Source organism: Burkholderia thailandensis E264, from assembly GCF_000012365.1.
Lineage (GTDB): Bacteria > Pseudomonadota > Gammaproteobacteria > Burkholderiales > Burkholderiaceae > Burkholderia > Burkholderia thailandensis.
The window spans coordinates 1,260,064-1,285,416 of sequence record NC_007651.1; the positions used below are offsets into that span (position 1 = coordinate 1,260,064).

Genomic DNA, 25,353 nt, shown 5'->3' on the forward strand with positions numbered 1-25,353 from the left:
AAGGATGTTTGGCGAGATGTTCGGAGATCGGCAGCGGCCGATGGTGCTCGTGTTGGGGCTCGGCGAATCGGGCCTCGCGATCGCGCGGTGGTGCGCGAGGCACGGGTGCCGGTTGCGCATCGCCGATACGCGCGAGACGCCGCCCAACCTTGCCGCGCTGACGGCGGCGGGCATCGACGCCGAATTCGTCGGCGGCGCGTTTTCGCCGGCGCTCATCGACGGCGGGATCGAGCTCGTCGCGCTGAGCCCCGGGTTGTCGCCGCTCGCGGAAGACCTCGCGCCGCTCGTCGCGGCCGCGCGCGAGCGGGGCATTCCCGTGTGGGGCGAGCTCGAGTTCTTCGCGCAGGCGCTCACGACGCTCGGCGCGAACGGCTATGCGCCGAAGGTGATCGCGATCACCGGCACGAACGGCAAGACGACGACGACGAGCCTCGCGGGCCTGCTGTGCGAGCGTGCGGGCAAGACGGTCGCGGTCGCGGGCAACATCAGCCCGGCGATGCTCGACAAGCTGACCGAGGCGATCGACGCGGCGGCGCTGCCTGACGTGTGGGTGCTCGAGCTGTCGAGCTTCCAGCTCGACACCGCGCACACGTTCGCGCCCGACGCGGCGACGATCCTCAACATCACGCAGGACCATCTCGACTGGCATGGCGGCTTCGCCGCGTATGCAGCCGCGAAGGGCCGGATTTTCGGGCCGCGCACGGTGCGCGTGCTCAACCGCGACGATGCCGAAGTGATGAAGTTCGCGCCGCCCGCCGCGGCAGCCGACGCGCCGCGCGCGATCACGTTCGGCCTGAACGAGCCCGCCGCCGATGGCGATTACGGCCTGCTGCGCGAAAACGGCATCGCGTGGCTCGTCGAGGCGGTCGATCGCGACGCGGCCGATGCGCCCGCCACGCCGTCGCGCCGCCGCAAGCAGGAAGCGGCGAATCCGCCCGACATCGCGCTCAAGCGCCTGATGCCGGCTGACGCGCTGCGCATTCGCGGGCTGCACAACGCGGCGAATGCGTTGGCCGCCTATGCGCTCGCGCGCGCGATCGACCTGCCTGCCGCGCCGTTGCTGCACGGCCTGCGCGAATATCGCGGCGAGCCGCATCGCGTCGAAGTGATCGCGACGCTCGACGGCGTCGATTATGTCGACGACAGCAAGGGCACGAACGTCGGCGCGACGGTCGCGGCGCTCGACGGCCTTGCGCAGCGCGCGGTGCTGATCGCGGGCGGCGACGGCAAGGGCCAGGATTTCGAGCCGCTCGCGGCGCCCGTCGCGCGCTGGTGCCGCGCGGTGATGCTGATCGGCCGCGACGCGCCCGCGCTTCGCGAAGCGCTCGCCGACACGGGCGTGCCGCTCGCCGATCACGCGACGCTCGAAAGCGCGGTGCGCGCGGCGGGCGCGCTCGCGCAGCCGGGCGATGCGGTGCTGCTGTCGCCCGCATGCGCGAGCCTCGACATGTTCCGCAATTACGCGCATCGGGCCGACGTTTTCCGCAGCGCGGTCGAAGACATCGCTTTGGAAAAAGGAACGACGCTATGAGCTGGTCCGATCGCCTCGTTTCCCGTTTCAATGGCGCCCGTGACGCGGGAGGCGGCGCCGCGCCGCGCACCGCCGCGCGGGCGGCCTCGGGCGCGCGCGCCGCGGCGGGCGGCCTCGCGAGCGTCGTCAACGGCGCGCGTCCTACCCGTTCGCGGATGCTCGACTTCGACTACTCGCTGCTGTGGGTGTCGATCGCGCTCCTCGGGCTTGGCGTCGTGATGGTGTACTCGGCGTCGATCGCGATGCCGGATTCGCCGAAGTACGCGTCGTATCACGACTACGCATTCCTGCTGCGCCACTGCGTGTCGCTCGTCGTGGCGTTCGTCGCGGCGGTGATCGCGTTCCGCGTGCCGGTATCGACGTGGGACAAGTACGCGCCGCATCTCTTCCTGATCGCGCTCGTCGGCCTCGTGATCGTGCTGATTCCGCACATCGGCAAGGGCGTGAACGGCGCGCGCCGCTGGATTCCGCTCGGCATCACGAACATGCAGCCGTCGGAAATCATGAAGCTCGCGGTGACGATCTACGCGGCGAACTACACGGTGCGCAAGCAGGAGTACATGCAGAGCTTCGCGAAGGGCTTCCTGCCGATGGCGTTCGCGGTCGGCCTCGTCGGCGCGCTGCTGCTGCTCGAGCCGGACATGGGCGCGTTCATGGTGGTCGCCGCGATCGCGATGGGCGTGCTGTTCCTGGGCGGCGTGAACGGCAAGCTGTTCGGCGGCCTCGTCGCGACGGCGGTGGGTACGTTCACGATGCTCGTCTGGTTGTCGCCGTGGCGCCGCGAGCGGATCTTCGCGTACCTCGATCCGTGGGACGAACGCTACGCGCAGGGCAAGGCCTACCAGCTCACGCACTCGCTGATCGCGTTCGGGCGCGGCGAATGGTTCGGCGTCGGTCTGGGCGGCAGTGTCGAAAAGCTCAACTACCTGCCGGAAGCGCATACCGACTTCATTCTCGCGGTGATCGGCGAAGAGCTTGGCTTTGTCGGCGTGCTGGTCGTGATCCTGCTGTTCTACTGGATCGTGCGCCGCTCGTTCGAGATCGGCCGTCAGGCGCTCGCGCTCGATCGTACGTTCGCGGGGCTGATGGCGAAGGGCGTCGGCATCTGGTTCGGCGCGCAGGCGTTCATCAACATGGGCGTGAACCTCGGCCTTCTGCCGACCAAGGGTCTCACGCTGCCGCTCGTGAGCTACGGCGGGTCCGGCATCCTGCTGAACTGCATCTCGCTCGCGGTGCTGCTGCGCGTCGATTATGAGAATCGTGTGTTGATGCGGGGAGGGAAGGTATGACCTCGACGCCGCGCACACTGATGGTGATGGCGGGCGGCACCGGGGGGCACGTGTTCCCCGGGCTCGCGGTCGCGCACCGGATGCAGGCGCAGGGCTGGCGCGTCGTGTGGCTCGGCAATCCGGCCGGCATGGAAGCGACGCTCGTGCCCAAGCACGGGATTCCGATGGAGTACGTGCGCTTCGGCGGGCTGCGCGGCAAGGGCCTCGCGACGAAGCTTGCGCTGCCGTTCAACCTGCTGCGCGCATGCGCGCAGAGCCTGCGCGCGCTGCGCCGCGTGAAGCCGGACGTCGTGCTCGGCATGGGCGGCTACATCACGTTCCCGGCCGGCCTCGTGACCGTGCTGACGGGCCGGCCGCTCGTGCTGCACGAGCAGAATTCGATCGCCGGCCTGACGAACAAGGTGCTCGCGAAGCTCGCGAAGCGCGTGCTCGTCGCGTTCCCCGGCGCGCTGCCGAACGCCGAATGGACAGGCAATCCGATTCGCGCGGAACTTGCGCGCACGGAACCGCCCCAAGCACGCTATGCGGCGCGCAGCGGGAAGCTGAAGCTGCTCGTCGTCGGCGGCAGTCTCGGCGCGGCCGCGCTGAACGAAGTCGTGCCGCGCGCGCTCGCGCTTCTCGCGCCGAGCGAGCGGCCGCAGGTCGTGCATCAGGCGGGCGCGAAACACATCGACGTGCTGAAGGAGAACTACGAAGCCGCGGGCCTGGCTTGCGGCAGCGACGTCGAACTCGTGCCGTTCATTGACGACATGGCGTCCGCGTACGCGAGCGCGGATCTCGTGATCTGCCGTTCGGGCGCGATGACGGTCGCGGAGATCGCGGCGGTCGGCGTCGCGGCGCTGTTCGTGCCGTTCCCGCACGCCGTCGACGATCATCAGACGACCAACGCCGAGTTCCTTGCCGAGCAAGGCGCGGCGGTGCTCGTGCAACAACGCGACCTGTCGGCCGAGCTGCTCGCCGACTGGCTGCGCGGCCAGTCGCGGGAATCGCTCGCGGCGATGGCCGAACGTTCGCGCTCGCTCGCGAAGCCGGATGCCACCGACGAAGTCGCGCGCGTGTGCGCGGCGGTGGCGGGCGCGAACCTGGAAGGAAAGCAATGAAACACATCGTCAAACACATTCATTTCGTCGGGATCGGCGGCGCGGGCATGAGCGGCATCGCCGAAGTGCTCGTGAACCTGGGCTATCAGGTGAGCGGCTCCGATCTCGCGCGCAACGCGGTGACCGAGCGCCTCGAGGCGCTCGGCGCGCGCGTGTCGATCGGCCACGACGCGGCGAACATCGAGGGCGCGAACGCGGTGGTCGTGTCGACCGCGGTGCGCTCGGACAACCCGGAGGTGCTCGCCGCGCGCCGCCTGCGCGTGCCGATCGTGCCGCGCGCGGTGATGCTCGCGGAGCTGATGCGCCTGAAGCAGGGGATCGCGATCGCCGGCACGCACGGCAAGACGACGACGACGAGCCTCGTCGCGAGCGTGCTCGCCGCGGGCGGGCTCGATCCGACGTTCGTGATCGGCGGGCGTCTCACGAGCGCCGGGGCGAACGCGCGGCTCGGCACGGGCGACTTCATCGTCGCGGAAGCCGACGAGTCGGACGCGTCGTTCCTGAACCTGTATCCGGTGATCGAGGTCATCACGAACATCGACGCCGATCACATGGACACCTACGGCCACGATTTCGCGCGGCTCAAGCAGGCGTTCATCGAATTCACGCAGCGGCTGCCGTTCTACGGCAGCGCCGTCGTGTGCATCGACGACCCGAACGTGCGGCAGATCGTGCCGCTGATCTCGAAGCCCGTCGTGCGCTACGGCTTCGCGGCGGATGCGCAGGTGCGCGCGGAGAACGTCGAGGCGCGCGACGGCCGGATGCACTTCACGGTGCTGCGCGAGGGGCGCGAGCCGCTGCCCGTCGTCCTGAACCTGCCGGGCCTGCACAACGTGCAGAACGCGCTCGCCGCGATCGCGATCGCGACCGATCTCGACGTGGCCGACACGGCGATTCAGCAGGCGCTCGCGGAATTCAACGGCGTGGGCCGGCGCTTCCAGCGCTACGGGGAGATGCCGGCCGCGGGCGGCGGCGCGTACACGCTGATCGACGACTACGGCCACCATCCGGTCGAGATGGCGGCGACGATCGCGGCGGCGCGCGGCGCGTTCCCGGGCCGCCGGCTCGTGCTCGCTTTCCAGCCGCATCGCTACACGCGCACGCGCGACTGCTTCGACGATTTCGTCAACGTGCTGTCGACGGTCGACGCGCTGGTGCTGACCGAGGTGTACGCGGCCGGCGAGGCGCCGATTTCGACCGCGAACGGCGATGCGCTGTCGCGCGCGCTGCGCGCGGCGGGCAAGGTCGAGCCGGTATTCGTCGCGACGGTCGACGAGGTGCCGGACGCGCTCGCGAAGCTCGCGCGCGCCGGCGACGTGGTGATCACGATGGGCGCGGGCTCGATCGGCGGGGTGCCGGGCAAGCTCGCGCAGGACACGCAACAGAAGGGATGACATGAGCGGGATCGATCCGAAACGTTTCGGCAAGGTGGCGGTGCTGCTCGGCGGGGAATCCGCCGAGCGCGATGTGTCGCTGAACTCCGGCCGGCTGGTGCTGCAGGGCTTGCGCGACGCAGGCATCGACGCGCATCCGTTCGATCCGGCGCAGCGGCCGCTCGCTGCGCTCAAGGACGAAGGCTTCGTGCGCGCGTTCAACGCGTTGCACGGCGGTTACGGCGAGAACGGTCAGATCCAGGGCGCGCTCGATTTCTACGGCATCCGCTACACGGGCAGCGGCGTGCTCGGCTCGGCGCTCGGGCTCGACAAGTTCCGCACGAAGCTCGTCTGGCAGCAGACGGGCATTCCGACGCCGCCGTTCGAGACGGTGATGCGCGGGGACGACTACGCGGCGCGCGCGAAGGACATCGTCGCGAAGCTCGGCATGCCGCTCTTCGTGAAGCCGGCGAGCGAGGGCTCGAGCGTCGCGGTCGAGAAGGTGAAAAGCGCCGATGCGTTGCCCGCCGCACTGGAAGAAGCGGCGAAGCACGACAAGATCGTGATCGTCGAGAAGAGCATCGAAGGCGGCGGCGAATACACCGCGTGCATCGCCGCCGATCTCGATTTGCCGCTCATCAAGATCGTGCCTGCGGGCGAGTTCTACGACTATCACGCGAAGTACATCGCGAACGACACGCAATATCTGATTCCGTGCGGCCTGGATGCGGCAAAGGAAGCCGAGTTCAAGCGCATCGCGCGCCGCGCGTTCGACGTGCTCGGCTGCACGGATTGGGGGCGCGCGGATTTCATGCTCGATGCCGCAGGCAACCCGTATTTCCTCGAAGTGAACACCGCGCCGGGGATGACCGATCACTCGCTGCCGCCGAAGGCGGCGCGCGCGGTCGGCATCAGCTATTCGGAGCTGGTGGTGAAAGTGCTGTCGCTCACGCTCGATTGATGCAGGACCGGACTTGAACCATGTGGAATAACGTTCGCCAACTCAACCTTGCCGCCAGCGCGTTGTACGCGCTGCTGCTGCTCGTGTTGGCGGCGGCCGGCTGCTACTGGCTGATCCAGCGCCCGGCGTTCGCGCTGCGCGAGATCCGCATCGACGGCGACACCGAGCACATCAACGCGCCGACCGTGCGCGCGGGCGTCGTCGGGCGGCTGAAGGGCAACTTCTTCACCGTCGATCTCGATCTCGCGCGCGTCGCGTTCGAGCAGATGCCGTGGGTGCGCCACGCGAGCGTGCGCCGGGTGTGGCCGAACGCGCTCGCCGTGACGCTCGAGGAGTACAAGCCGCTCGGGACGTGGGGCAACGATCAGCTCGTGAGCGTCGACGGCGAGCTCTTCACCGCGAACCAGGGCGAGCTCGATGCGGAGCTGCCGTCGTTCGACGGCCCCGACGGCAGCGCGAAGGAAGTCGTCGCGCGCTATCGCGACTTCGCGAAATGGTTCGCGCCGATCCACGCGAGCCCGGAGGAAGTGACGCTGTCGCCGCGCTACGCGTGGACGGTGAAGCTGTCGAACGGCATGCAGGTCGAGCTCGGCCGCGAGCGCAACAGCGACACGCTGCCCGACCGGATTCAGCGTCTCGTTGCCGCTTGGCCGTCGGTTACGCAGCGCTGGGGCAGCGACATCGAGTACGCGGATCTTCGCTATCCGAACGGATTCGCGATCCGCGCGGCGGGCATGCGGTTCCTGACCGACACCGACAAGGGCAAGAAGTAACACGACATCACACGCAAGAGCACTCTATGAGCAAAGACTACAAGGATCTGCTGGTTGCCCTCGACATCGGCACGTCGAAGGTGGTGGCCGTCGTCGCCGAGCTGAAGGGCGAAGGCCACTATGAGGTCATCGGCCTCGGCCAGAGCGAGTCGAAGGGGCTGAAGAAAGGCGTGGTGGTGAACATCGAGGCCACCGTTCAATCGATTCAGCGCGCGCTCGAAGAAGCCGAGCTGATGGCCGACTGCAAGATCACCAACGTCTTCACCGGCATTGCCGGCAGCCACATCCGCAGCTTCAACTCGAGCGGGATGGTCGCGATCAAGGAGAAGGAAGTCACGCAGACCGACGTCGCGCGCGTGATCGAAACGGCGAAGGCGATCAACATCCCGACCGACCAGCAGGTGCTGCACATCCTCACGCAGGAATTCATCATCGACGGCCAGGAAGACGTGCGCGAGCCGATCGGCATGAGCGGCATCCGCCTCGAGGTGAAGGTGCACATCGTGACGGGCGCGGTGAGCGCCGCGCAAAACATCGTCAAGTGCGTGCGCCGCTGCGGGCTCGAGGTGAACGACCTGATCCTGCAGCCGCTCGCGTCGTCGCTTGCGGTGCTGACGGAAGACGAGAAGGACTTGGGCGTCGTGCTCGTCGACATCGGCGGCGGCACGACGGACATCGCGATCTTCGCCGAAGGCGCGATTCGCCACACGGCGGTGATTCCGATCGCGGGCGACCAGATCACGAGCGACATCGCGATGGCGCTGCGCACGCCGACGCCCGACGCCGAAGACATCAAGGTCGGCTACGGGATCGCGAAGCAGGCGCTCGCCGATCCGGACGAAATGGTCGAAGTGCCGGGCCTGGGCGAACGCGGCCCGCGCACGCTGTCGCGGCAGGCGCTCGCGGCCGTCATCGAGCCGCGCGTCGAGGAGCTGTTCTCGCTCGTGCAGCAGGTCGTGCGCGAGTCCGGTTACGAAGAGTTACTCAGTTCCGGTGTCGTGTTGACGGGCGGGGCTGCGATGATGCCCGGCATGGTCGAGCTGGGCGAAGACATTTTCCTGAAGCCGGTGCGCATCGGCGCGCCGGAATATGCGGGCGGGCTCTCGGACGTCGTGCGCAATCCGCGCTATTCGACGGCGATGGGGCTGCTCGTCGAGGGCAGCGCTCAACGGATGCGCGGGCGCAAGGTCGCCGTGCAATCCGGTTCCGCGGGGCAGATCTTCTCGCGGATGAAGGAGTGGTTCCTCAGCAACTTCTAACCGTTTTCGAAATTCGCGCCGGTGCCGGCGGCCGGCGCGCGACGGAGGGTTGCCCGATCTTCCGCCGAATAACGGCCGAGTAGCGGTTCTTTTCTTGACGGAGGCAACAATGGAATTCGAAATGCTGGAAACCGAAACCAACGGCACGATCATCAAGGTGATCGGCGTTGGCGGTGCGGGTGGCAACGCGGTGCAGCACATGATCAACAAGGGGGTGCAGGGCGTCGATTTCGTCGTGATGAACACCGACGCCCAGGCGCTGTCGCGCTCGCGCGCGCCGTCCGTCATCCAGCTCGGCAACACCGGCCTCGGCGCCGGCGCGAAGCCTGAGATGGGCCGTGCTGCGGCCGAGGAGGCGCGCGAGCGGATCGCCGACGCGCTGCGCGGCGCGCACATGGTGTTCATCACGGCCGGCATGGGCGGCGGCACCGGCACGGGCGCGGCGCCCGTCGTCGCGCAGATCGCGAAGGAGATGGGCATTCTGACCGTCGGCGTCGTGAGCAAGCCGTTCGAGTTCGAAGGCGGCAAGCGGATGCGCGTCGCGGAAGCGGGTTCGCAGCAACTGGAGGATCACGTCGACTCGCTGATCGTCGTCCTGAACGACAAGCTGTTCGAGGTGATGGGCGACGACGCCGAGATGGACAAGTGCTTCCAGTGCGCTGACGACGTGCTCAACAACGCGGTCGCGGGCATCGCCGAGATCATCAACGTCGATGGCCTCGTGAACGTCGACTTCGAGGACGTGAAGACGGTGATGGGCGAGCAGGGCAAGGCGATGATGGGCACGGCGACGGTCGCCGGCGTCGATCGCGCGCGCCTGGCTGCCGAGCAGGCGGTCGCGAGCCCGCTGCTCGAAGGCGTCGATCTGTCGGGCGCGCGCGGCGTGCTCGTCAACATCACGTCGAGCCGCTCGCTGCGTCTGTCGGAAACGCGCGAAGTGATGAACACGATCAAGAGCTACGCGGCCGACGACGCCACCGTGATCTTCGGCGCCGTGTACGACGACGCGATGGGCGACGCGCTGCGCGTGACCGTCGTCGCGACGGGCCTCGGCCGCGCGGCGAAGAAGCAGCAGTCGGCGCCGATGACGCTGCTGCGCACCGGCACGGACAACCAGCCGATCAGCGCGGCGCCGCAGGGCTACGCGGCTTCGCATCACGTGAGCACGGGCGACTACGGCGCGTTCGATACGCCGGCCGTGTGGCGCAATTCGCGCGAGACGGCCGCGTCGCACGTGCAGGCGCTGCAGGAGAAGGGTGTCGACACGTACGACATTCCGGCGTTCCTGCGCAAGCAGGCCGACTGACGCGCGCGCGAGGCAACGCGCCGCGCGGTATCGCGCGCGGCACGAGCCGACGTGACGGATGAAACGGCTGACGACAGGCCGCGTCGCTCGCGACGCCGGGCCGGGAAAGTCGCCCGCTTCGCTCGAGCGAGGCCGGGTTGGGCCGTGTCGTCTGTTGCGGACGTACGTATCGCTATGAAGGACCAGGCATGATTCAAGTGGGCGACACGCTGCCCGACGTGCAGATCTTCGAGTATCTCGACGACGCACGCGCGGGCTGCACGCTGGGGCCGAACGCCTTTGGCGTGCGCGAGCAGACGGCGGGCAAGCGCGTGGTGATCTTCGGATTGCCGGGCGCGTTCACGCCGACCTGCTCGGCGCAGCATGTGCCGGGCTACGTCGCGCAGGCCGAGCGGTTGCGCTCGGCGGGCATCGACGAGATCTGGTGCGTTGCCGTCAACGACGCATTCGTGATGGGCGCTTGGGGACGCGATCTGCACACCGCGGGCAAGGTGCGCATGATGGCGGACGGCGGCGCGGCTTTCACTCATGCGCTGGGACTGACGCAGGACCTGTCCGCGCGTGGCATGGGGATTCGCTCCCGGCGCTACGCGATGGTGGTCGACGACGGCGTGGTCAAGACGCTGCTCGTCGAAGCGCCGGGCAAGTTCGAAGTGAGCGATGCGGCCAGCGTGCTGGCCAGTTTGACGCGCTGAACGACGCGTGCGACGTTGTCTTTCGGCAACGCCGCGGCGCGCCCGACACGCGGTTGTAACACGGGTCGACGACCGGGAACGCCTCCGTTCCGGGCGTCGGCCCGTCTCGCATTTGCGCAGGGTAATGCGTCGAAACAGTTTGAAACGCCGATCATCGCGACGCGAAATAGGGATTTACGCTATAATCTCGCCTATCGAATAAAACTCCTGATTGATATCCTCAATCAAGAAGACTGTGACCATGTTGAAGCAGCGCACCATCAAATCGATCGTCAAGACTGTCGGCATCGGCCTGCACTCGGGCCGCAAGGTCGAACTGACGCTTCGCCCCGCGGCGCCGGACACGGGCATCGTGTTCTCGCGCGTCGATCTGCCGACGCCCGTCGACATTCCGGCTTCGGCGCTGTCGATCGGCGACACGCGGCTCGCGTCCGTGCTGCAGAAGGACGGCGCGCGCGTGTCGACGGTCGAGCATCTGATGTCGGCGTGTGCGGGCCTCGGCATCGACAACCTCTACGTCGACGTGACGGCCGAGGAAATCCCGATCATGGACGGCAGTGCGGCGTCGTTCGTGTTCCTGATCCAGTCGGCCGGCATCGAAGAGCAGAACGCGGCGAAGAAGTTCATCAAGGTGACGAAGCCCGTCGAGATTCGCGACGGCGACAAGTTCGCGCGTCTCGATCCCTACTTCGGCTTCAAGCTGAAGTTCACGATCGATTTCCGCCATCCGGCCGTCGACAAGACGGGCCAGGAACTCGAGGTTGACTTCGCGAACACGTCGTACGTGCGCGAGATCGCGCGCGCGCGCACATTCGGCTTCGCGCACGAGGTCGAGATGATGCGCGAGCTCGGGCTGGCGCGCGGCGGCAGCATGGACAACGCGATCGTGCTCGACGAATACCGGATTCTCAATAACGACGGACTCCGCTACGACGACGAGTTCGTCAAGCACAAGATGCTCGACGCGATCGGCGATCTGTACGTGGTCGGCCATCCGCTCCTCGCGTCGTACACCGCGTACAAGTCGGGCCACGGGCTGAACAATGCGCTGCTGCGCGAGCTGCTCGCGCACGAGGACGCCTACGAGATCGTGACGTTCGACGATCCGAAGGCGGCGCCGACGGGCTTCGGCTTCGACGCGCAGACGGCATTCGCGTGATGCGCTGACGCGTCGCGTACGCAAGACGACGACAAGAAGGCGGCCTGCGGGCCGCTTTTTTTATTGCGTCGGGCATGTTCGCCGGGCCGCGCGGGCCGGCGCACCCGTTGCAGAGCCGCCGCTCTATTTGGCCGCATGGTGGATATCGGGGTGTCGCGACATGGCGCGGCGAAGGCGATGGCTGCGGCGCGCGTCGGTTGCCGATTGCGCGCACTCGCCGCGTGCGTCAACGGGCCGCGCATCGGCGCGCGCAACCGCGCACGGGGAGCGGTCCGGCGAAGCGGCTGCGTCGTGTGGCGGGCGGCGGGCGCGTATGGCTTGCGCGCGGCGGGACGGATCAGCGAGGCGTTTTCGCGTGGCGCGCGGCCATGCGCGCAAGCGCGTTCTGCAGCGGCGACGGCTCGAGCGCATCGGCGAGCTGGCGCAGCGCATCGGTGCCGGCCGTCGACATCCGAGCCTGCTTCACGCGCGGTGGCTCGGGCGCGGGCTGCGGGCGCACGCGCACTTTCAGCGTGGCGACCGCCCATCCGCGCGCCTGCAGATCGGATAGGAGCCGCGGCTCGACTTGCCGCAGCCGTGCGGCGAGTGCGTTGTGCGCGGCGAACAGCGTGAGCGTGCCGTCCTTGATGAAGCCCGGCTCGACATGGTTCGCCAGGTAATCGGGGAGCAGCGCGGCCAGATCCCGCTTCAGCGCCGCGACCTGCTCGACGCCCGCGCGCAGTGCGGCGAACGCGTCGGTGCGCTGGAGGACGTCGGCCGCCGCTCGCGGCCGCGACCAGTCGTTGGGGCGAAATAGCTGCTTCGGCGGTCGGTTCATGAGAAAAGTCGGCAGCGCCGCGTGATGGGGCGCATGACGGGCGACCGGATGGTGGAGCGATGCGCCGATTGTACCGCGATGTCGTTGGGCGGCCGCGGGTATCGTTTGCCGTTTGCCGTTGTAGCCGGCCGTGGCGCAAGCCTCCGGCCCATCGACATTTCTTGTTTCCCCGATAAGGCGGCAGCCGAAGCCCGTCTTCCGACCCCGAACGCCGACGCCAAACGCGGGGGCGCGGCGACGTACGCCGATCGTTCGCGCCGCCTTTCGATGTGCCGTTCTCTCGACTGGTCGAGAACCGCACGCGGCGAAGGATCGCACGCCTTCGCCCGAGCGGCGGGAGGCGGGAGGCGATTCGCACTCCCGCGCCGTCCTGCGGCCGATCGCGCCGCGCCGCCCCGTCCGCCGGCGAACTTCGGCTGTTTGCCCGGCCGCGCCGCACGGCGTTGCCCGCCGCCGACACCGGCGCGCCTTGGTGCGCGTGCTAAAATTCGACGTTTGAATTCACTTCTACGCTAAGCCGCCGAGGCTCGGCGCGCCGGGGAGGGCGTTCACCGCTCCGGGGCCGTTGCACCGACGCACACCCGATCCGATGACAACCGGTTTTCTTCAGAAAATTTTTGGCAGCCGCAACCAGCGGCTCGTCAAGCAATACCAAAAGACCGTCGCGACGATCAATGCGCTCGAAACGCAGATCGAGAAGCTGACGGACGACCAGTTGCGCGGCAAGACAGGGGAGTTCCGTCAGCGCATCGCGGCCGGCGAGTCGCTCGACAAGCTCCTGCCCGAGGCGTTCGCCGTGTGCCGCGAGGCGAGCCGCCGCGTGCTGAAGATGCGCCACTTCGACGTGCAGATGATCGGCGGCATGGTGCTGCATTACGGCAAGATCGCCGAAATGCGCACGGGCGAGGGCAAGACGCTCGTCGCGACGCTCGCCGCGTATCTGAACGCGCTCGCGGGCCGCGGCGTGCACGTCGTGACGGTCAACGACTACCTCGCGCAGCGCGACGCCGAGTGGATGGGCCGTCTTTACAACTTCCTCGGGCTCTCCGTCGGCATCAACCTGTCGGGGATGGAGCACGACCAGAAGCAGGCGGCGTACGCGGCCGACATCACGTACGGCACGAACAACGAATTCGGCTTCGACTACCTGCGCGACAACATGGTCTACGAGACCGACGCGCGCGTGCAGCGGCCGCTGAACTTCGCGGTGGTCGACGAAGTCGACTCGATCCTGATCGACGAGGCGCGCACGCCGCTCATCATCTCGGGCCAGGCGGAGGATCACACCGAGCTGTACGTGCGGATGAACGCGCTGCCGCCGCTGCTCGAGCGCCAGATCGGCGAGGAGAAGGCGGACGGCACGGGCGTCGAGAAGCCGGGCGATTACACGCTCGACGAAAAGGGCCGCCAGGTGTTCCTGACCGAGTCGGGCCACGAGAAGGCCGAGCGGATGCTCGCCGAATGGGGCTTGATCGGCGACGGCGAGAGCCTCTACGCGCCGCAGAACATCACGCTGATGCACCATGTGTACGCGGCGCTGCGCGCACACACGCTCTTCCATCGCGATCAGCACTACGTCGTGCAGAACGGCGAAGTGATCATCGTCGACGAATTCACGGGCCGCCTGATGCCGGGCCGCCGCTGGTCCGACGGCCTGCACCAGGCGGTCGAGGCGAAGGAGCACGTGAAGATCCAGAGCGAGAACCAGACGCTCGCGTCGATCACGTTCCAGAACTACTTCCGGATGTACGCGAAGCTCTCGGGCATGACGGGCACGGCGGACACCGAGGCGTACGAATTCAACGAGATCTACGGCCTCGAGACGGTCGTGATCCCGACCAACCGGCCGCCGAAGCGGATCGACAAGCAGGATCAGATCTACAAGACCGCGAAGGAGCGCTACGACGCGGTGATCCGCGATATCCGCGAGTGCTACGAGCGCGGCCAGCCGGTGCTCGTCGGCACGACGTCGATCGAGAACTCGGAGCTGCTGTCGCACCTGCTCAAGCAGGCGGGCCTGCCGCACGAGGTGCTGAACGCGAAGCAGCACGCGCGCGAGGCGGCGATCGTCGCGGAGGCGGGCCGGCCGAAGCGCGTCACGATCGCGACGAACATGGCGGGCCGCGGCACCGACATCGTGCTCGGTGGCAACGTCGAGAAGCAGGCGGCGTTCATCGAGGCCGACGAGGCGATTCCGGCCGACGAAAAGGCGCGCCGCATCCAGCAGCTGCACGACGAATGGGAAACGCTGCACGAGCAGGTGAAGACCGCGGGCGGTCTTCACATCATCGGCACCGAGCGCCACGAGTCGCGCCGGATCGACAATCAGCTGCGCGGCCGTGCGGGCCGGCAGGGCGATCCGGGCTCGTCGCGCTTCTACCTGTCGCTCGAGGATCCGCTGTTGCGCATCTTCGCGGGCGACCGCGTGCGCGCGATCATGGATCGCCTGAAGATGCCGGAGGGCGAGGCGATCGAGGCGGGCATCGTCACGCGCTCGATCGAATCCGCGCAGCGCAAGGTCGAGGCGCGCAACTTCGACATCCGAAAGCAGCTGCTCGAATACGACGACGTGTCGAACGATCAGCGCAAGGTGATCTATCAGCAGCGCAACGAATTGCTCGAAGCACACGACATCGCCGAAACGATCGGCGCGATGCGTCACGGCGTGATCTCGGAAGTCGTCCGCCAGTTCGTGCCGGCGGGCAGCATCGAGGAGCAGTGGGATCTGCCCGAGCTCGAGGAGACGCTGCGCAACGACTGGCAACTCGACCTCGCGATCCAGGAAATGGTGAACGAGTCGTCGTCGATTAACGCGGACGAGATTCTCGACGCCGTCACGACGGCCGCCGACGAGCACTACGAAGCGAAGGTCGCGCTGGTCGGCCGCGAATCGTTCAGCGCGTTCGAGCGCTCGATCATGCTGCAGACGCTCGACCGGCTGTGGCGCGAGCACCTCGCGGCGCTCGACCATCTGCGTCAGGGCATCCATCTGCGCGGCTATGCACAGAAGAACCCGAAGCAGGAATACAAGCGCGAGGCGTTCGAACTGTTCGCGGCGATGCTCGACGCGGTGAAGCAGGAAGTCACGCGGATCGTGATGAACGTGCAGATCCAGTCGCCCGAGCAGCTCGAGGAGGCGGCCGAGCAGATCGAGGAGCAGGGCGGCCAGCTCGGCAACGTCGAGTTCCAGCACGCCGATTTCGCGGCGGCCGCCGCCGCGTCGGCGGGGGGCGCGGTGGTCGCGGACGCGACGGCCGAGATGGTCGGCCACGCGATGAGCCACAGCGGCCCGGCGGGCGAAGTGCCGCGGGTCGGACGCAACGATCCGTGCCCATGCGGCAGCGGCAAGAAGTACAAGCACTGTCACGGCAAGCTGAGCTGACGTGATCGAAGGCGGCGCGCGATAAGCGCGCCGCGTCGTCTGTGCGCGAGATTTTTCGAGGTGTGATGCGCGGCGGGGCGTGAGCGGCCGCCGGTTCTTCAATCCAATCGATGCCGGCTCGAATGCCGGCATTTTCCTTCGGGCAGGTGCTTCAGATGGCTGTCAATTTTCCCTCGATCGATCCCGCGCAATTGCATCCCGTCGCCGGCGTGACGCTCGGCTGGGCGGAGGCGAACATTCGCAAGCCGAACCGAAAGGACGTGCTCGTCGTCTCCATCGACGAGGGCGCGACCGTGTCGGGCGTGTTTACCGAGAACCGCTTCTGCGCGGCGCCCGTGACGGTCTGCCGCGAGCATCTGGCGAAGGTGCGCGCGGGCGGCGCGGGCATTCGCGCGCTCGTCGTCAACACGGGCAACGCGAACGCGGGCACGGGCGAGCCGGGTCTCGCGCATGCGCGCGAGACGTGCGCGGAGCTCGCGCGCCTCGCGGGCATCGCGCCCGAGCAGGTGCTGCCGTTCTCGACGGGCGTGATCCTCGAGCCGCTGCCGATCGACCGTCTGAAGGCCGGCCTGCCCGCCGCGCTCGCGAACTGCGCGGCCGCGAACTGGCACGACGCCGCGCAGGCGATCATGACGACCGACACGCTGCCGAAGGCGGCGTCGCGCCAGGTGGCGATCGACGGCCACACGATCACGCTGACGGGCATCAGCAAGGGCGCCGGGATGATCAAGCCGAACATGGCGACGATGCTCGGCTTCCTCGCGTTCGATGCTAAGGTCGCGCAGCCCGTGCTCGATGCGCTCGTGAAGGAAGTGGCCGATCGCTCGTTCAACTGCATTACGATCGACGGCGATACGTCGACGAACGACTCGTTCATCCTGATCGCGTCCGGCAAGGCGAGCCTGCCCGAGATCGCGTCGACCGATTCGCCCGCGTACGCGGCGTTGCGCGACGCGGTGACCGCCGTTGCGCAAGCGCTTGCGCAGCTGATCGTGCGCGACGGCGAAGGCGCGACGAAATTCATTACGGTGACGGTCGACGGCGGCAAGAGCGCAGCCGAATGCCGCCAGATCGCGTACGCGATCGGTCATTCGCCGCTCGTGAAGACGGCGTTCTACGCGTCGGACCCGAACCTCGGCCGGATTCTCGCGGCGATCGGCTACGCGGGCGTCGCGGATCTCGACGTCGGCAAGATCGATCTGTATCTCGACGACGTGCTCGTCGCGAAGGCGGGCGGCCGCAATCCCGCGTATCTCGAAGAGGACGGCCAGCGCGTGATGAAGCAAAGCGAGATCGCCGTGCGCGTGCTGCTCGGCCGCGGCGATGCGCAAGCGACGATCTGGACTTGCGATTTGTCGCACGATTACGTCAGCATCAACGCCGACTATCGTTCGTAAGCGACGGGGGCGCGACATCATGGATCAACTCGAGCAGTTCCTTACCCGCGCCGAGGCGTTGCTTGGGCGCCTCGAAGCGATTCTCCCGCCGCCGCCGGCAGCGGTCGACTGGGCTGCCGCGTTCGCGTTCCGCTGGCGCAAGCGCCAGGGGCGCGGCTATCTGCAGCCCGTCGCCGCGCGTTCGACGATCTCGCTCGACGATCTGCGGAACATCGATCGCCAGAAAGCGCTGATCGAGCAGAACACGCGCCAGTTCGTGAACGGCAAGCCGGCGAACAACGTGCTGCTGACGGGCGCGCGCGGCACCGGCAAGTCGTCGCTGATCAAGGCGTGCCTGAACGCGTATGCGGCCGACGGGCTGCGGCTCATCGAAGTCGACAAGGACGATCTGCACGATCTGGGCGATATCGTCGAGCTGATCTCGGCGCGTCCCGAGCGCTTCATCGTGTTCTGCGACGATCTGTCGTTCGAAGAAGGCGAATCGGGCTACAAGGCGCTGAAGGTCGCGCTCGACGGGTCGGTCGCCGCGCAGTCCGACAACGTGCTGATCTACGCGACGTCGAACCGCCGCCATCTGCTGCCCGAGTACATGAGCGACAACGAGACGTACAAGCATCTGCCGGACGGCGAGATCCATCCGGGCGAGGTCGTCGAGGAGAAGATCTCGCTGTCGGAGCGTTTCGGCCTCTGGGTCAGCTTCTATCCGTTCAAGCAGGACGACTATCTGACGATCGTCGGCCACTGGCTCAGGCATTTCGGCTGCGACGCCGCCGAAGTGGAGGCGGCGCGCGGCGACGCGCTCGTCTGGGCGCTCGAGCGCGGCTCGCGCTCCGGCCGGGTCGCATGGCAGTTCGCGCGCGACCGCGCGGGCCGCAAGGAGAACGTATGAGTATCGAAGTCGCGAAAGCGGCGGCGCCCGCCGACGCGGGCCGCAAGGTCACCGAGGTGGCGGTCGGAGTGCTGGTGCAGCCGGACGGCCGATATTTGCTCGCGCAGCGGCTGCCCGGCAAGCCTTACGAGGGCTACTGGGAATTTCCGGGCGGCAAGCTCGAGGCGGGCGAGAGTGTCGAGGAGGCGCTTGCCCGGGAACTGCACGAGGAACTGGGCATCGACGTGACCGAATGCCATCGCTGGCATACGCTCGAGCACGACTATCCGCACGCGTACGTTCGCCTGTACTTCTGCAAGGTGACGGGCTGGACGGGCGAGCCGCACAGCCGCGAAGGCCAGGCGTTCGTCTGGCAGCATCTGCCCGTTGACGTCGCTCCGCTGCTGCCCGCCGCGCTGCCCGTGCTCGATCTGCTCGCGCGCGAGCAGGGGGCGGCGCAGCGATAAACATGCGCGGAGCCTTCGGCTCCGCAGCCGTTCATCCAGTCTTATCGGGCCGATGATCGGCTGCGCTCCCCCGTGAGCGGCTCGCTGCCTGACCGCACTCGGCCGGGCGTCTGCCGCGGTGACGGGCGGTCAGCCGCGGCCGTCGCCCTCGCGATTGCCGGCGTCGTCTTCGGACGGCGCTTCGTCGTCCGTTCCGCCGATCCGGTATTTCTCCGCCGCCCAGGCGCCGAGATCGAGCTGCTTGCAGCGGGCGGAACAGAATGGGCGAAAACGGTTTTCGGGCGTCCAGCGCACTTCCTTGCCGCAGGACGGGCATTTCACGACGGTAACCATATGGATCGATCGATGCGGCACGAGGCCGCCGTTACAGATTGCAGAGCGTGAGCTGGAACGGCACGTCGATGTCGACCGCGCGCGGCCGCACGTCGCCGTCTTGCGCGGTGAAGCGCACCCACAGCATGTACTTGTTCGCGCTCGCTTCGGGAATCACGCGCAGCTCGGGCGGCACGCGCACCTGCATCAGTTGGTACGTGCGGCCGGACAACATCTGCTGATAGCTGCCCTGCATCGCCATCACCTTCGACGCTTGCCCCGATTCGCGCGCAAGACGCAGCACGATCATCGCCGCGTCGCGCAGCGGCAGGAGCGGCATCGACCACTTCGCGATGTCCTGGCGGCGCTGCTCGGCGGGCCACTGCTGCCACGCGTAGTACGAAGGGAGATCGAACTTGCAGGTGCCGCCGGGAATGACCGCGCGGCTACGGATGCTCGCGAGCCACTCGTTGTCGATCAGATGCTGGCCGGTCTTGCCCTGCATTTGCGCGAGGTTCGCGAGCGTCTGCTCGATTTCGCCGAGCACGGCTTCGAGCGCGTTCTGCTCGATGCCGGGATTGCCGCGAAACGGCGCGAGCGTCTGACGCTGGCGCTCGAGTTCCTTCATCAGATCCGATTTCAGATCTGCGCGGCCCGCGACTTCGGAGATTTCGAACAGCGTCGTCAGCGCGACATGATGCTCTCTCGCGTCCTCTTGAGCCACGAAGAACGTGAAGCGTTCGAACAAATCTTCGAGACGCAACAGCGTGCGGATTCGCTCGTTGAACGGATACTCGTAAAGAATCAAGCGCGCTCGCCTCTCGCGTTGGGGATGACCAAAATTGCAGGGACATTCTAATGCCCACTGTCTACCCTAGCAATCGCGCCATTTTTCGGAGGTGTCCGGCGCGCCGCGCGGTTTCGTGCGCCGGACGCAACATGCACGCAGCAAGCTCGTCAATTTGGTGCGGCTGCCGCGTATCCGAGATAGCGTTGGTGCAGTGCGGCGACCTCGGCTGCGAGCTCGTCGAGCGACGCATTATCGTTGACGATCACGTCGTCCGCGGCGGCGAGACGCGCGTCGCGCGACGCCTGTCGCGCGACGATCGCTTCCACCTGCTCGCGGGCGAAGCCGTTGCGGGACATCACGCGCGCGATTTGCGTCTCGACGTCGCAATCGACAACGAGCACGCGGTCGACGCGAGCCTCCCACGTTCCCGATTCGACGAGCAGCGGCACGACGAAGACGACGTACGCGCCGTGCGCCGCGCCCGCCTCGCGTTCGGTCTCCTCGCGGATGAGCGGATGCGTGATCGCTTCGAGCCGCTTGCGCGCGGATTCGTCGCTGAAGATCAGCGCGCGCATCTTTGCGCGATCGAGCGAACCGTCGGCCGCGACGAACTGTGCGCCGAATTCGCGCTCGATGAATGGCATCGCGAGGCCGTGCGGCGCGGTGATGCGGTGCGCGATCAAATCGGTGTCGACGATCGTTGCACCGAGCGCGCCGAACAGATTGGAGACGGTCGTTTTGCCGCTGCCGATCCCACCCGTCAATCCCACCGAGAACATGGTTCAGCCTCCTAGCAGCAGGTAGAACGGCGTGCCGAAAAAGAGGGTCGCGGCGCCGCCCGCCGCAAGGAACGGGCCGAACGGCAGCGGCTCCTCGAAGCGCATGCGGCCACGCCAGGTTGCGACGAGGCCCACCGCCGCGCCGGCGACCGCGGCGATCAGCACGACTTGCGGCAGTGCTTCCCAGCCGAGCCATGCGCCGAGCGCGGCAAGGAGCTTCAGGTCGCCATAGCCGATTCCTTCGATGCCCCGCAGCAATTTGAAGAGCCACAGAATGCACCAGAGGAACAGATAGCCGGCGATCGCGCCGACCACCGCGGCGCGCAGGCTCGCAAACGTGCCCCACAGATTGACGCACAGCCCCGCCCACAGGAGCGGCAGCGTCAGCGAATCGGGGAGAAAGCCCGTCTGCATGTCGATCGCGCTCATCGCGAGGAGTGCCGCGCACAGGCCGAACGCGGCGAGCGCGGCGCCGCTCGGCCCGAAAAGCGCGAGCGCGCCGGCGGCGAGCGCGCCGCTCGCGAGCTCGATGAGCGGATAGCGCACGCCGATCGGCGCACGGCAGCGCAGGCAGCGGCCGCGCAATACGATATAGCTCAGGACCGGCACGTTTTCCCACGCTCTCAGCACATGGCCGCAATGCGGGCACGCGCTGCGCGGCACGCAGAGGTTGTAGCGCGCGGGCAGGCCGTCGTCGGCGCACGGCTCGCCCGTCGCTTCGGCGATTTCCGCGAGCCACGCGCGCTTCATCATGATCGGCAGCCGGTGGGCGACGACGTTGATGAAGCTACCGACGACGAGACCGAGCACGATCGCGAACGCAAGCTGCATGCCCGTGGGGAGCGCCGCGAACGCGGCGAGCGGCCCGGTTGCTGCCGCGTGCTCGGGCGGGCCGGGAAGGAACGGATTGGGCGTCATCGAGGCGGTTGGCATCGCAAATGGAGTCGGATTCGGCTGCGATGCTACACCACGTTGCCGAGCTGGACGATCGGCAAGTACATCGCGACGACGAGTGCGCCGATCAGCGCGCCCAGCACGACGATCACGACGGGTTCGCACAGGTTCGCGAGCGCGCCGATCTGTTCGTCGACGCGGCGATCGTAGAGCGTCGCGACGTCGATGAGCATCGTGTCCAGCGTGCCCGATTCCTCGGCGACGGCGATCGGCTGGACGAGATCGTCGGCAAAGCAGTCTTCTGCGCGCATCGCGCTGGCGAGCCGCTCGCCGTGCTGCAGACGTGCGGCGATGCGGGCTGTCGCGAGATCGAAGCGTGGGTTGCCGGTCGCGTTCGACAGTGCGGTGAATGCGTCGGTGAGCGGCGTGCCGGCGGCGAGCAGCGTGCCGAGCGCGCGGCTCCATCGGGCGGCGGCGAGCGCCTGCACGAGCGGCCCGGCGAATGGCGCGCGTAGCAGCGCCTGCGCGAGCGCGACGCGTGCGATCGCGGAGCGGCGCACCGCGCGACGAGCGGCAACGCCGGCGAGTAGCATGGCTGCGGCGACAGGCGCGCTCCAGCGCGTCACGCCGGCCGACAGCGCGAGGACGAAACGGGTCGGCGCGGGCAGTGCAGCGCCGAAGCCCGCGAAGATCTGCTCGAACGTCGGCACGACCCAGATCAGTAATGCCGCAGTGATCGCGAGCGCGACCAGCAGCACGGCGACCGGGTAAGCGAGCGCCCCCCTGACGCGGGCATATTGTGCTGCTGCACGCTCGCGATCGTCGGCGAGCCGGGCGAGCACGGCGGCGAGCGCGCCCGCCGTCTCGCCGACCGCGACCAGTTGGCAGAAAAACGGATCGAACTGGCGCGGGTAGCGGCGCAGCGCGGCGGAGAACTGCCGTCCCGCAACGATCTCGCGTGCGAGGCCTGCCGCGATGCGTGGCATTTCGTTTCGGCGCGTCGCTTGCGCGAGCAGTTCGAGCGACGGCGCAAGCGCGAGCCCCGCATGCAAGAGTCCCGCGAGCTGCCGTGCGAAACGCGTGACCTCGCCGGCCCGTGCGGTGGGCTGCGGCGCGTTGCCACGGGCTTCGATGTGCAGCACGGTGACGCCGATGCGCTTGAGCGCCGCGCGTGCGGCGGACGGATTGACGGCGACCAGCATGCCGCGGCGGCGCACGCCGTCGGTCGTCACGCCCGTCCAACGATACCGGGCCTCGAGCGGCGCGGCCGGACTATGCGGGCTCATGGGGCCTCCGTTGCGCCGAGCGCTTCGCTCAAGCTCGTCGTGCCGTCGCGAACGCGGGCAAGCGCAGCATCGCGTAGGCTCGTCATGCCTTCGGCGCATGCTTGCCGCGCGAGTTCGGCGCTGCTCGCGCACGCGGCGATCAGATTGCGCAACTCGGCGGACAGCGGCATCACCTGATGGATGCCGATGCGCCCCCGATAACCGATTCCATGGCACGCGGGGCATCCCGTCGCGGCATACGGGCGCCAGCCGGCGTCGATCGGCGCGGCGGCGAGTCCTGCGGCGCGCAGCGCGGCGGGCGACGTGTCCGACGGCGCGCGGCAAGCGGGGCACAGGCGCCGCACGAGCCGCTGCGCCGTCACGAGCCGCAGCGCGGCGGCGAGGTTGTATGGCGCGACACCGATATCGAGCAGGCGAGCCACCGCGGCGGGCGCGTCGTTCGTATGCAGCGTCGACAGCACGAGGTGGCCCGTCTGCGCGGCTTTCAGCGCGACATCGGCGGTTTGCGCATCGCGTATCTCGCCGACCATGATCACGTCGGGGTCCTGACGCAGGAATGCGCGCAGCGCGACTGCGAAGGTCAGGCCCGCCTTTTCACGCACGCCGACCTGATTGATCCCGTCGAGCTCGATCTCGGCCGGGTCCTCGACCGTGCAGACGTTGCGCGATACGTCGTTCAGCATTTGCAGGAAGCAATACAGTGACAGCGTCTTGCCGCTGCCCGTCGGCCCCGTGACAAGGACGAGACCGTGCGGCGCGCCGATCGCCGCCTCGACGCCGCTTGCCTGAGCCGCGTCGAAGCCGAGCGCGGCGAGCGACAGATCGGCGGGCAGCGTCTCCAGACGCCGCAGCACGAGCTTCTCGCCATGCAGCGTCGGCAGCGAGCTCACGCGGTAGTCGCCTGCGCGCCCCGGCGCGAGCGCGAGCCGCAGCCGGCCGTCCTGCGGCACGCGGCGCTCGGCGATGTCCATCCGCGCGAGCACCTTGATGCGCGTCACGCACGCGTCGCGCAAATGAGCCGGCGGCCGCGCGAATTCGTGCAGCACGCCGTCGATCCGCAGGCGCACCCGCCAGCCGGATTCGCAGGGCTCGACATGGATATCGGACGCGTCGCGCTCGTGCGCCGCACGCAGCATATCGGCGACGATGCCCACGGCGGGCGCGTCATCGACACGTTCGGGATGGCGCAGCCGGGGAGGCACGGATGCCCCGGTGGCGGGTGTTGCCTGCCGCGCGGAAGGAAAAGAGGCGTTGGAGGGGGGGGACATCGGAACCGGCCTCGCGGCCGCCTGCTCGACACGATGAAACGATCATCGCGCGTCGAGCGCGCGGCCGACAGTCGGTCGATCGGCCAACCGCGCCGCGCATCGCGCATCACGCGCCGGGCGCACGCCCTCCGCGCGGCGTGCGCGGCTTGAATAGCTTGACCGTGCGCACGCCCTGATCCTCGGTGCGCATCACTTCGATCATCACGTCGCCGATCTTCAGGCAGACGTCGTCCTCGGGAATTTCCTCGAGCTCTTCGAGGATCAGGCCGTTGAGCGTCTTGGGCCCGTTGGTCGGCAGGCCGAGGTGCAGCCAGCGGTTCAACTCGCGCAGCGGCATGCTGGCCGCGACGATGCATTCGCCGTTCGCGTCCCAGCCGCTTTTCGAGTTCTCGCTGCGCGGCATCGTCGTCGTGAATTCGCCGATCAGTTCCTCGATGATGTCCTCCGGCGTGACGAGCCCCTCCAGCTCGCCGTACTCGTTGACGACGAGCGCGGTGCGGTGCCGGCTCTCCTGGAAGTACTGCAACTGCTGGAACACCGGCGTGCCGGCCGGCACGTAGTACGGTTCCGCAAGCAGCTCGCGCAGCGTCTCGCGGTCGAACTCCTGGTTGTGGAACGCGGCGAGCGTCTTGCGCACGTGCAGCACGCCGAGCACGCGGTCGATGTCGCCCTCGTAGACGACGAGTCGATTGTGATAGCAGGTCTCGAGCTGGTGCAGCACGTCGTCGAGCGGCGCGAGGATGTTGAGCGCTTCGATCTGGCGGCGCGGAATCATTACGTCGTCGACAGTGATGTTCTCGAGATCGAACAGGTTGAGCAGGATGCTGCGGTGCTTGGTCGGCATGAAGCTGCCGGATTCGAGCACGAGCGAGCGCAGTTCCTCGGTCGACAGCCGCTGGTCGCGGCCCGCCTTCGTATTGATTCGCAACGCGGCGAGGATCGCCCCCGACAGCGTGTTGACGAACCACACGACGGGCATCATCACGCGCATCAGCGGCGCGATCACGACGCTCGCCGACAATGCGATCCGCTCCGGGTACGTCGCGCCGACGATCTTCGGCGTGATTTCCGCGAACACGATGATCAGGAACGCGACGATGCCGGTCGCGATCGACAGCACGAAGTTGTCGTGGCCGAACGTGTGCAGCGCGATCGACGTCGTCAGTACCGGGATGATCGTGTTGAACAGGTTGTTGCCGATCAGGATCACGCTCAGCAACTGGTCGGTTCGCGCGAGGAGGCGCTGGGTCGTTCTTGCGCCGAGCGCGCCGCGGGCCGCGAGATGTTTGAGCCGATGGCGGTTGAGCGCCATCATCGCGGTTTCAGAAATGGAGAAGAAGCTGGAGCAGAGGAGAAGCAGAAAGACGGCGCCGATTTGCGCCCATAAGGGAATTTGGTCCACGCGTCGCAGAGTCGGTGAATGACAGGAATGGAAAAGACTATAGCAGAGGGGGGCGGCCGGTTCGCGTACGGCGCTGCATTGTCCGCGCAGCGCCGCCGCGCAAAAAAAAACCGCGCATCGTGTGCGCGGTTTTTAGCAAATCTGGTCGGGGTGAGAGGATTCGAACCTCCGGCCTCTACGTCCCGAACGTAGCGCTCTACCAGGCTAAGCTACACCCCGATTTGAACTCGATTCGTACTGATTCG

The 25,353-nt window shown here is 67.6% G+C and carries 22 protein-coding genes and 1 tRNA gene; 14 read left to right on the plus strand and 9 right to left on the minus strand.

Going from position 1 to position 25,353, the window contains the following annotated elements; translation table 11 throughout:
• The first annotated feature begins 16 nt into the window (after positions 1 to 16).
• The 10 genes from murD to lpxC all read left to right on the plus strand — a co-directional run bounded on the left by murD (position 17) and on the right by lpxC (position 11,446).
• Complete coding sequence (gene murD, locus BTH_RS17900; RefSeq protein ID WP_009888779.1) at positions 17 to 1,531, plus strand: UDP-N-acetylmuramoyl-L-alanine--D-glutamate ligase; 1,515 nt, start codon at positions 17 to 19, stop codon at positions 1,529 to 1,531.
• Positions 1,528 to 2,820 carry a putative lipid II flippase FtsW gene (ftsW, locus tag BTH_RS17905; protein ID WP_009888780.1) on the plus strand — a complete coding sequence of 431 codons (1,293 nt, stop codon included), beginning with the start codon at positions 1,528 to 1,530 and terminating at the stop codon, positions 2,818 to 2,820. The genes murD and ftsW overlap by 4 nt, the downstream gene beginning before the upstream one ends.
• The gene (gene murG / locus BTH_RS17910; protein ID WP_009888781.1) at positions 2,817 to 3,920 is read left to right on the plus strand and encodes an undecaprenyldiphospho-muramoylpentapeptide beta-N-acetylglucosaminyltransferase; all 1,104 of its coding nucleotides are present in this window, start codon (positions 2,817 to 2,819) and stop codon (positions 3,918 to 3,920) included. The genes ftsW and murG overlap by 4 nt, the downstream gene beginning before the upstream one ends.
• A complete protein-coding gene (murC, locus tag BTH_RS17915; protein WP_009888782.1) occupies positions 3,917 to 5,314 on the plus strand; it encodes a UDP-N-acetylmuramate--L-alanine ligase in 1,398 nt (465 codons plus the stop codon). The genes murG and murC overlap by 4 nt, the downstream gene beginning before the upstream one ends.
• 1 nt (position 5,315) lies before the next feature.
• Positions 5,316 to 6,254, plus strand: a complete 939-nt coding sequence (locus BTH_RS17920) for a D-alanine--D-alanine ligase (RefSeq protein WP_009888783.1) — start codon at positions 5,316 to 5,318, stop codon at positions 6,252 to 6,254.
• A 20-nt stretch (positions 6,255 to 6,274) separates the two neighbouring features.
• The gene (locus BTH_RS17925) at positions 6,275 to 7,027 is read left to right on the plus strand and encodes a cell division protein FtsQ/DivIB (RefSeq protein WP_009908722.1); all 753 of its coding nucleotides are present in this window, start codon (positions 6,275 to 6,277) and stop codon (positions 7,025 to 7,027) included.
• Positions 7,028 to 7,053: 26 nt separating this feature from the next.
• Positions 7,054 to 8,286, plus strand: coding sequence for a cell division protein FtsA (gene ftsA, locus BTH_RS17930; protein WP_004194020.1), 1,233 nt, complete (start codon positions 7,054 to 7,056; stop codon positions 8,284 to 8,286).
• Between the two features lie 109 nt (positions 8,287 to 8,395).
• A complete protein-coding gene (gene ftsZ / locus BTH_RS17935; protein ID WP_004194380.1) occupies positions 8,396 to 9,592 on the plus strand; it encodes a cell division protein FtsZ in 1,197 nt (398 codons plus the stop codon).
• A gap of 188 nt (positions 9,593 to 9,780) precedes the next feature.
• On the plus strand, positions 9,781 to 10,287 hold the full coding sequence (locus BTH_RS17940) for a peroxiredoxin (RefSeq protein ID WP_009888789.1): 507 nt from the start codon (positions 9,781 to 9,783) through the stop codon (positions 10,285 to 10,287).
• A gap of 241 nt (positions 10,288 to 10,528) precedes the next feature.
• The gene (gene lpxC, locus BTH_RS17950) at positions 10,529 to 11,446 is read left to right on the plus strand and encodes a UDP-3-O-acyl-N-acetylglucosamine deacetylase (protein WP_009888790.1); all 918 of its coding nucleotides are present in this window, start codon (positions 10,529 to 10,531) and stop codon (positions 11,444 to 11,446) included.
• A 337-nt stretch (positions 11,447 to 11,783) separates the two neighbouring features.
• Here the strand turns inward: lpxC and BTH_RS17955 are convergent, their stop codons facing one another.
• Positions 11,784 to 12,263: a DUF721 domain-containing protein gene (locus BTH_RS17955; protein ID WP_009888792.1), complete on the minus strand. Its 480-nt coding sequence runs from the start codon at positions 12,261 to 12,263 to the stop codon at positions 11,784 to 11,786.
• Between the two features lie 589 nt (positions 12,264 to 12,852).
• Here BTH_RS17955 and secA point away from each other — a divergent pair.
• From secA to BTH_RS17975, 4 genes are all read left to right on the plus strand, one after another.
• Complete coding sequence (gene secA / locus BTH_RS17960) at positions 12,853 to 15,645, plus strand: preprotein translocase subunit SecA (protein ID WP_009888793.1); 2,793 nt, start codon at positions 12,853 to 12,855, stop codon at positions 15,643 to 15,645.
• A gap of 155 nt (positions 15,646 to 15,800) precedes the next feature.
• Positions 15,801 to 17,042: a bifunctional glutamate N-acetyltransferase/amino-acid acetyltransferase ArgJ gene (argJ, locus tag BTH_RS17965; protein WP_009888795.1), complete on the plus strand. Its 1,242-nt coding sequence runs from the start codon at positions 15,801 to 15,803 to the stop codon at positions 17,040 to 17,042.
• A 19-nt stretch (positions 17,043 to 17,061) separates the two neighbouring features.
• Positions 17,062 to 17,931: an ATP-binding protein gene (locus BTH_RS17970; RefSeq protein WP_004194150.1), complete on the plus strand. Its 870-nt coding sequence runs from the start codon at positions 17,062 to 17,064 to the stop codon at positions 17,929 to 17,931.
• On the plus strand, positions 17,928 to 18,377 hold the full coding sequence (locus BTH_RS17975) for an NUDIX domain-containing protein (RefSeq protein WP_009888797.1): 450 nt from the start codon (positions 17,928 to 17,930) through the stop codon (positions 18,375 to 18,377). The genes BTH_RS17970 and BTH_RS17975 overlap by 4 nt, the downstream gene beginning before the upstream one ends.
• Positions 18,378 to 18,506: 129 nt before the next feature.
• Here the strand turns inward: BTH_RS17975 and BTH_RS17980 are convergent, their stop codons facing one another.
• The 8 genes from BTH_RS17980 to BTH_RS18015 form a co-directional block, all read right to left on the minus strand.
• Positions 18,507 to 18,710 (minus strand): DNA gyrase inhibitor YacG, encoded by a 204-nt coding sequence (locus BTH_RS17980; RefSeq protein ID WP_009888798.1) that lies wholly within the window; start codon positions 18,708 to 18,710, stop codon positions 18,507 to 18,509.
• Positions 18,711 to 18,741: 31 nt separating this feature from the next.
• Positions 18,742 to 19,497, minus strand: coding sequence for a cell division protein ZapD (gene zapD, locus BTH_RS17985; RefSeq protein WP_009888802.1), 756 nt, complete (start codon positions 19,495 to 19,497; stop codon positions 18,742 to 18,744).
• A gap of 149 nt (positions 19,498 to 19,646) precedes the next feature.
• On the minus strand, positions 19,647 to 20,258 hold the full coding sequence (gene coaE, locus BTH_RS17990) for a dephospho-CoA kinase (protein ID WP_009888803.1): 612 nt from the start codon (positions 20,256 to 20,258) through the stop codon (positions 19,647 to 19,649).
• A gap of 3 nt (positions 20,259 to 20,261) precedes the next feature.
• On the minus strand, positions 20,262 to 21,176 hold the full coding sequence (locus BTH_RS17995) for a prepilin peptidase (RefSeq protein WP_009888805.1): 915 nt from the start codon (positions 21,174 to 21,176) through the stop codon (positions 20,262 to 20,264).
• Between the two features lie 44 nt (positions 21,177 to 21,220).
• Entirely contained in the window at positions 21,221 to 22,438 is a 1,218-nt protein-coding gene (locus tag BTH_RS18000) for a type II secretion system F family protein (protein WP_011401967.1), read from the minus strand.
• Positions 22,435 to 23,706, minus strand: coding sequence for a GspE/PulE family protein (locus BTH_RS18005; protein WP_011401968.1), 1,272 nt, complete (start codon positions 23,704 to 23,706; stop codon positions 22,435 to 22,437). The genes BTH_RS18000 and BTH_RS18005 overlap by 4 nt, the downstream gene beginning before the upstream one ends.
• A 106-nt stretch (positions 23,707 to 23,812) precedes the next feature.
• Positions 23,813 to 25,021 (minus strand): HlyC/CorC family transporter, encoded by a 1,209-nt coding sequence (locus tag BTH_RS18010; protein ID WP_230589002.1) that lies wholly within the window; start codon positions 25,019 to 25,021, stop codon positions 23,813 to 23,815.
• Positions 25,022 to 25,250: 229 nt separating this feature from the next.
• Positions 25,251 to 25,327: transfer RNA gene (locus BTH_RS18015), tRNA-Pro, on the minus strand.
• Between the last annotated feature and the right edge of the window lie 26 nt (positions 25,328 to 25,353).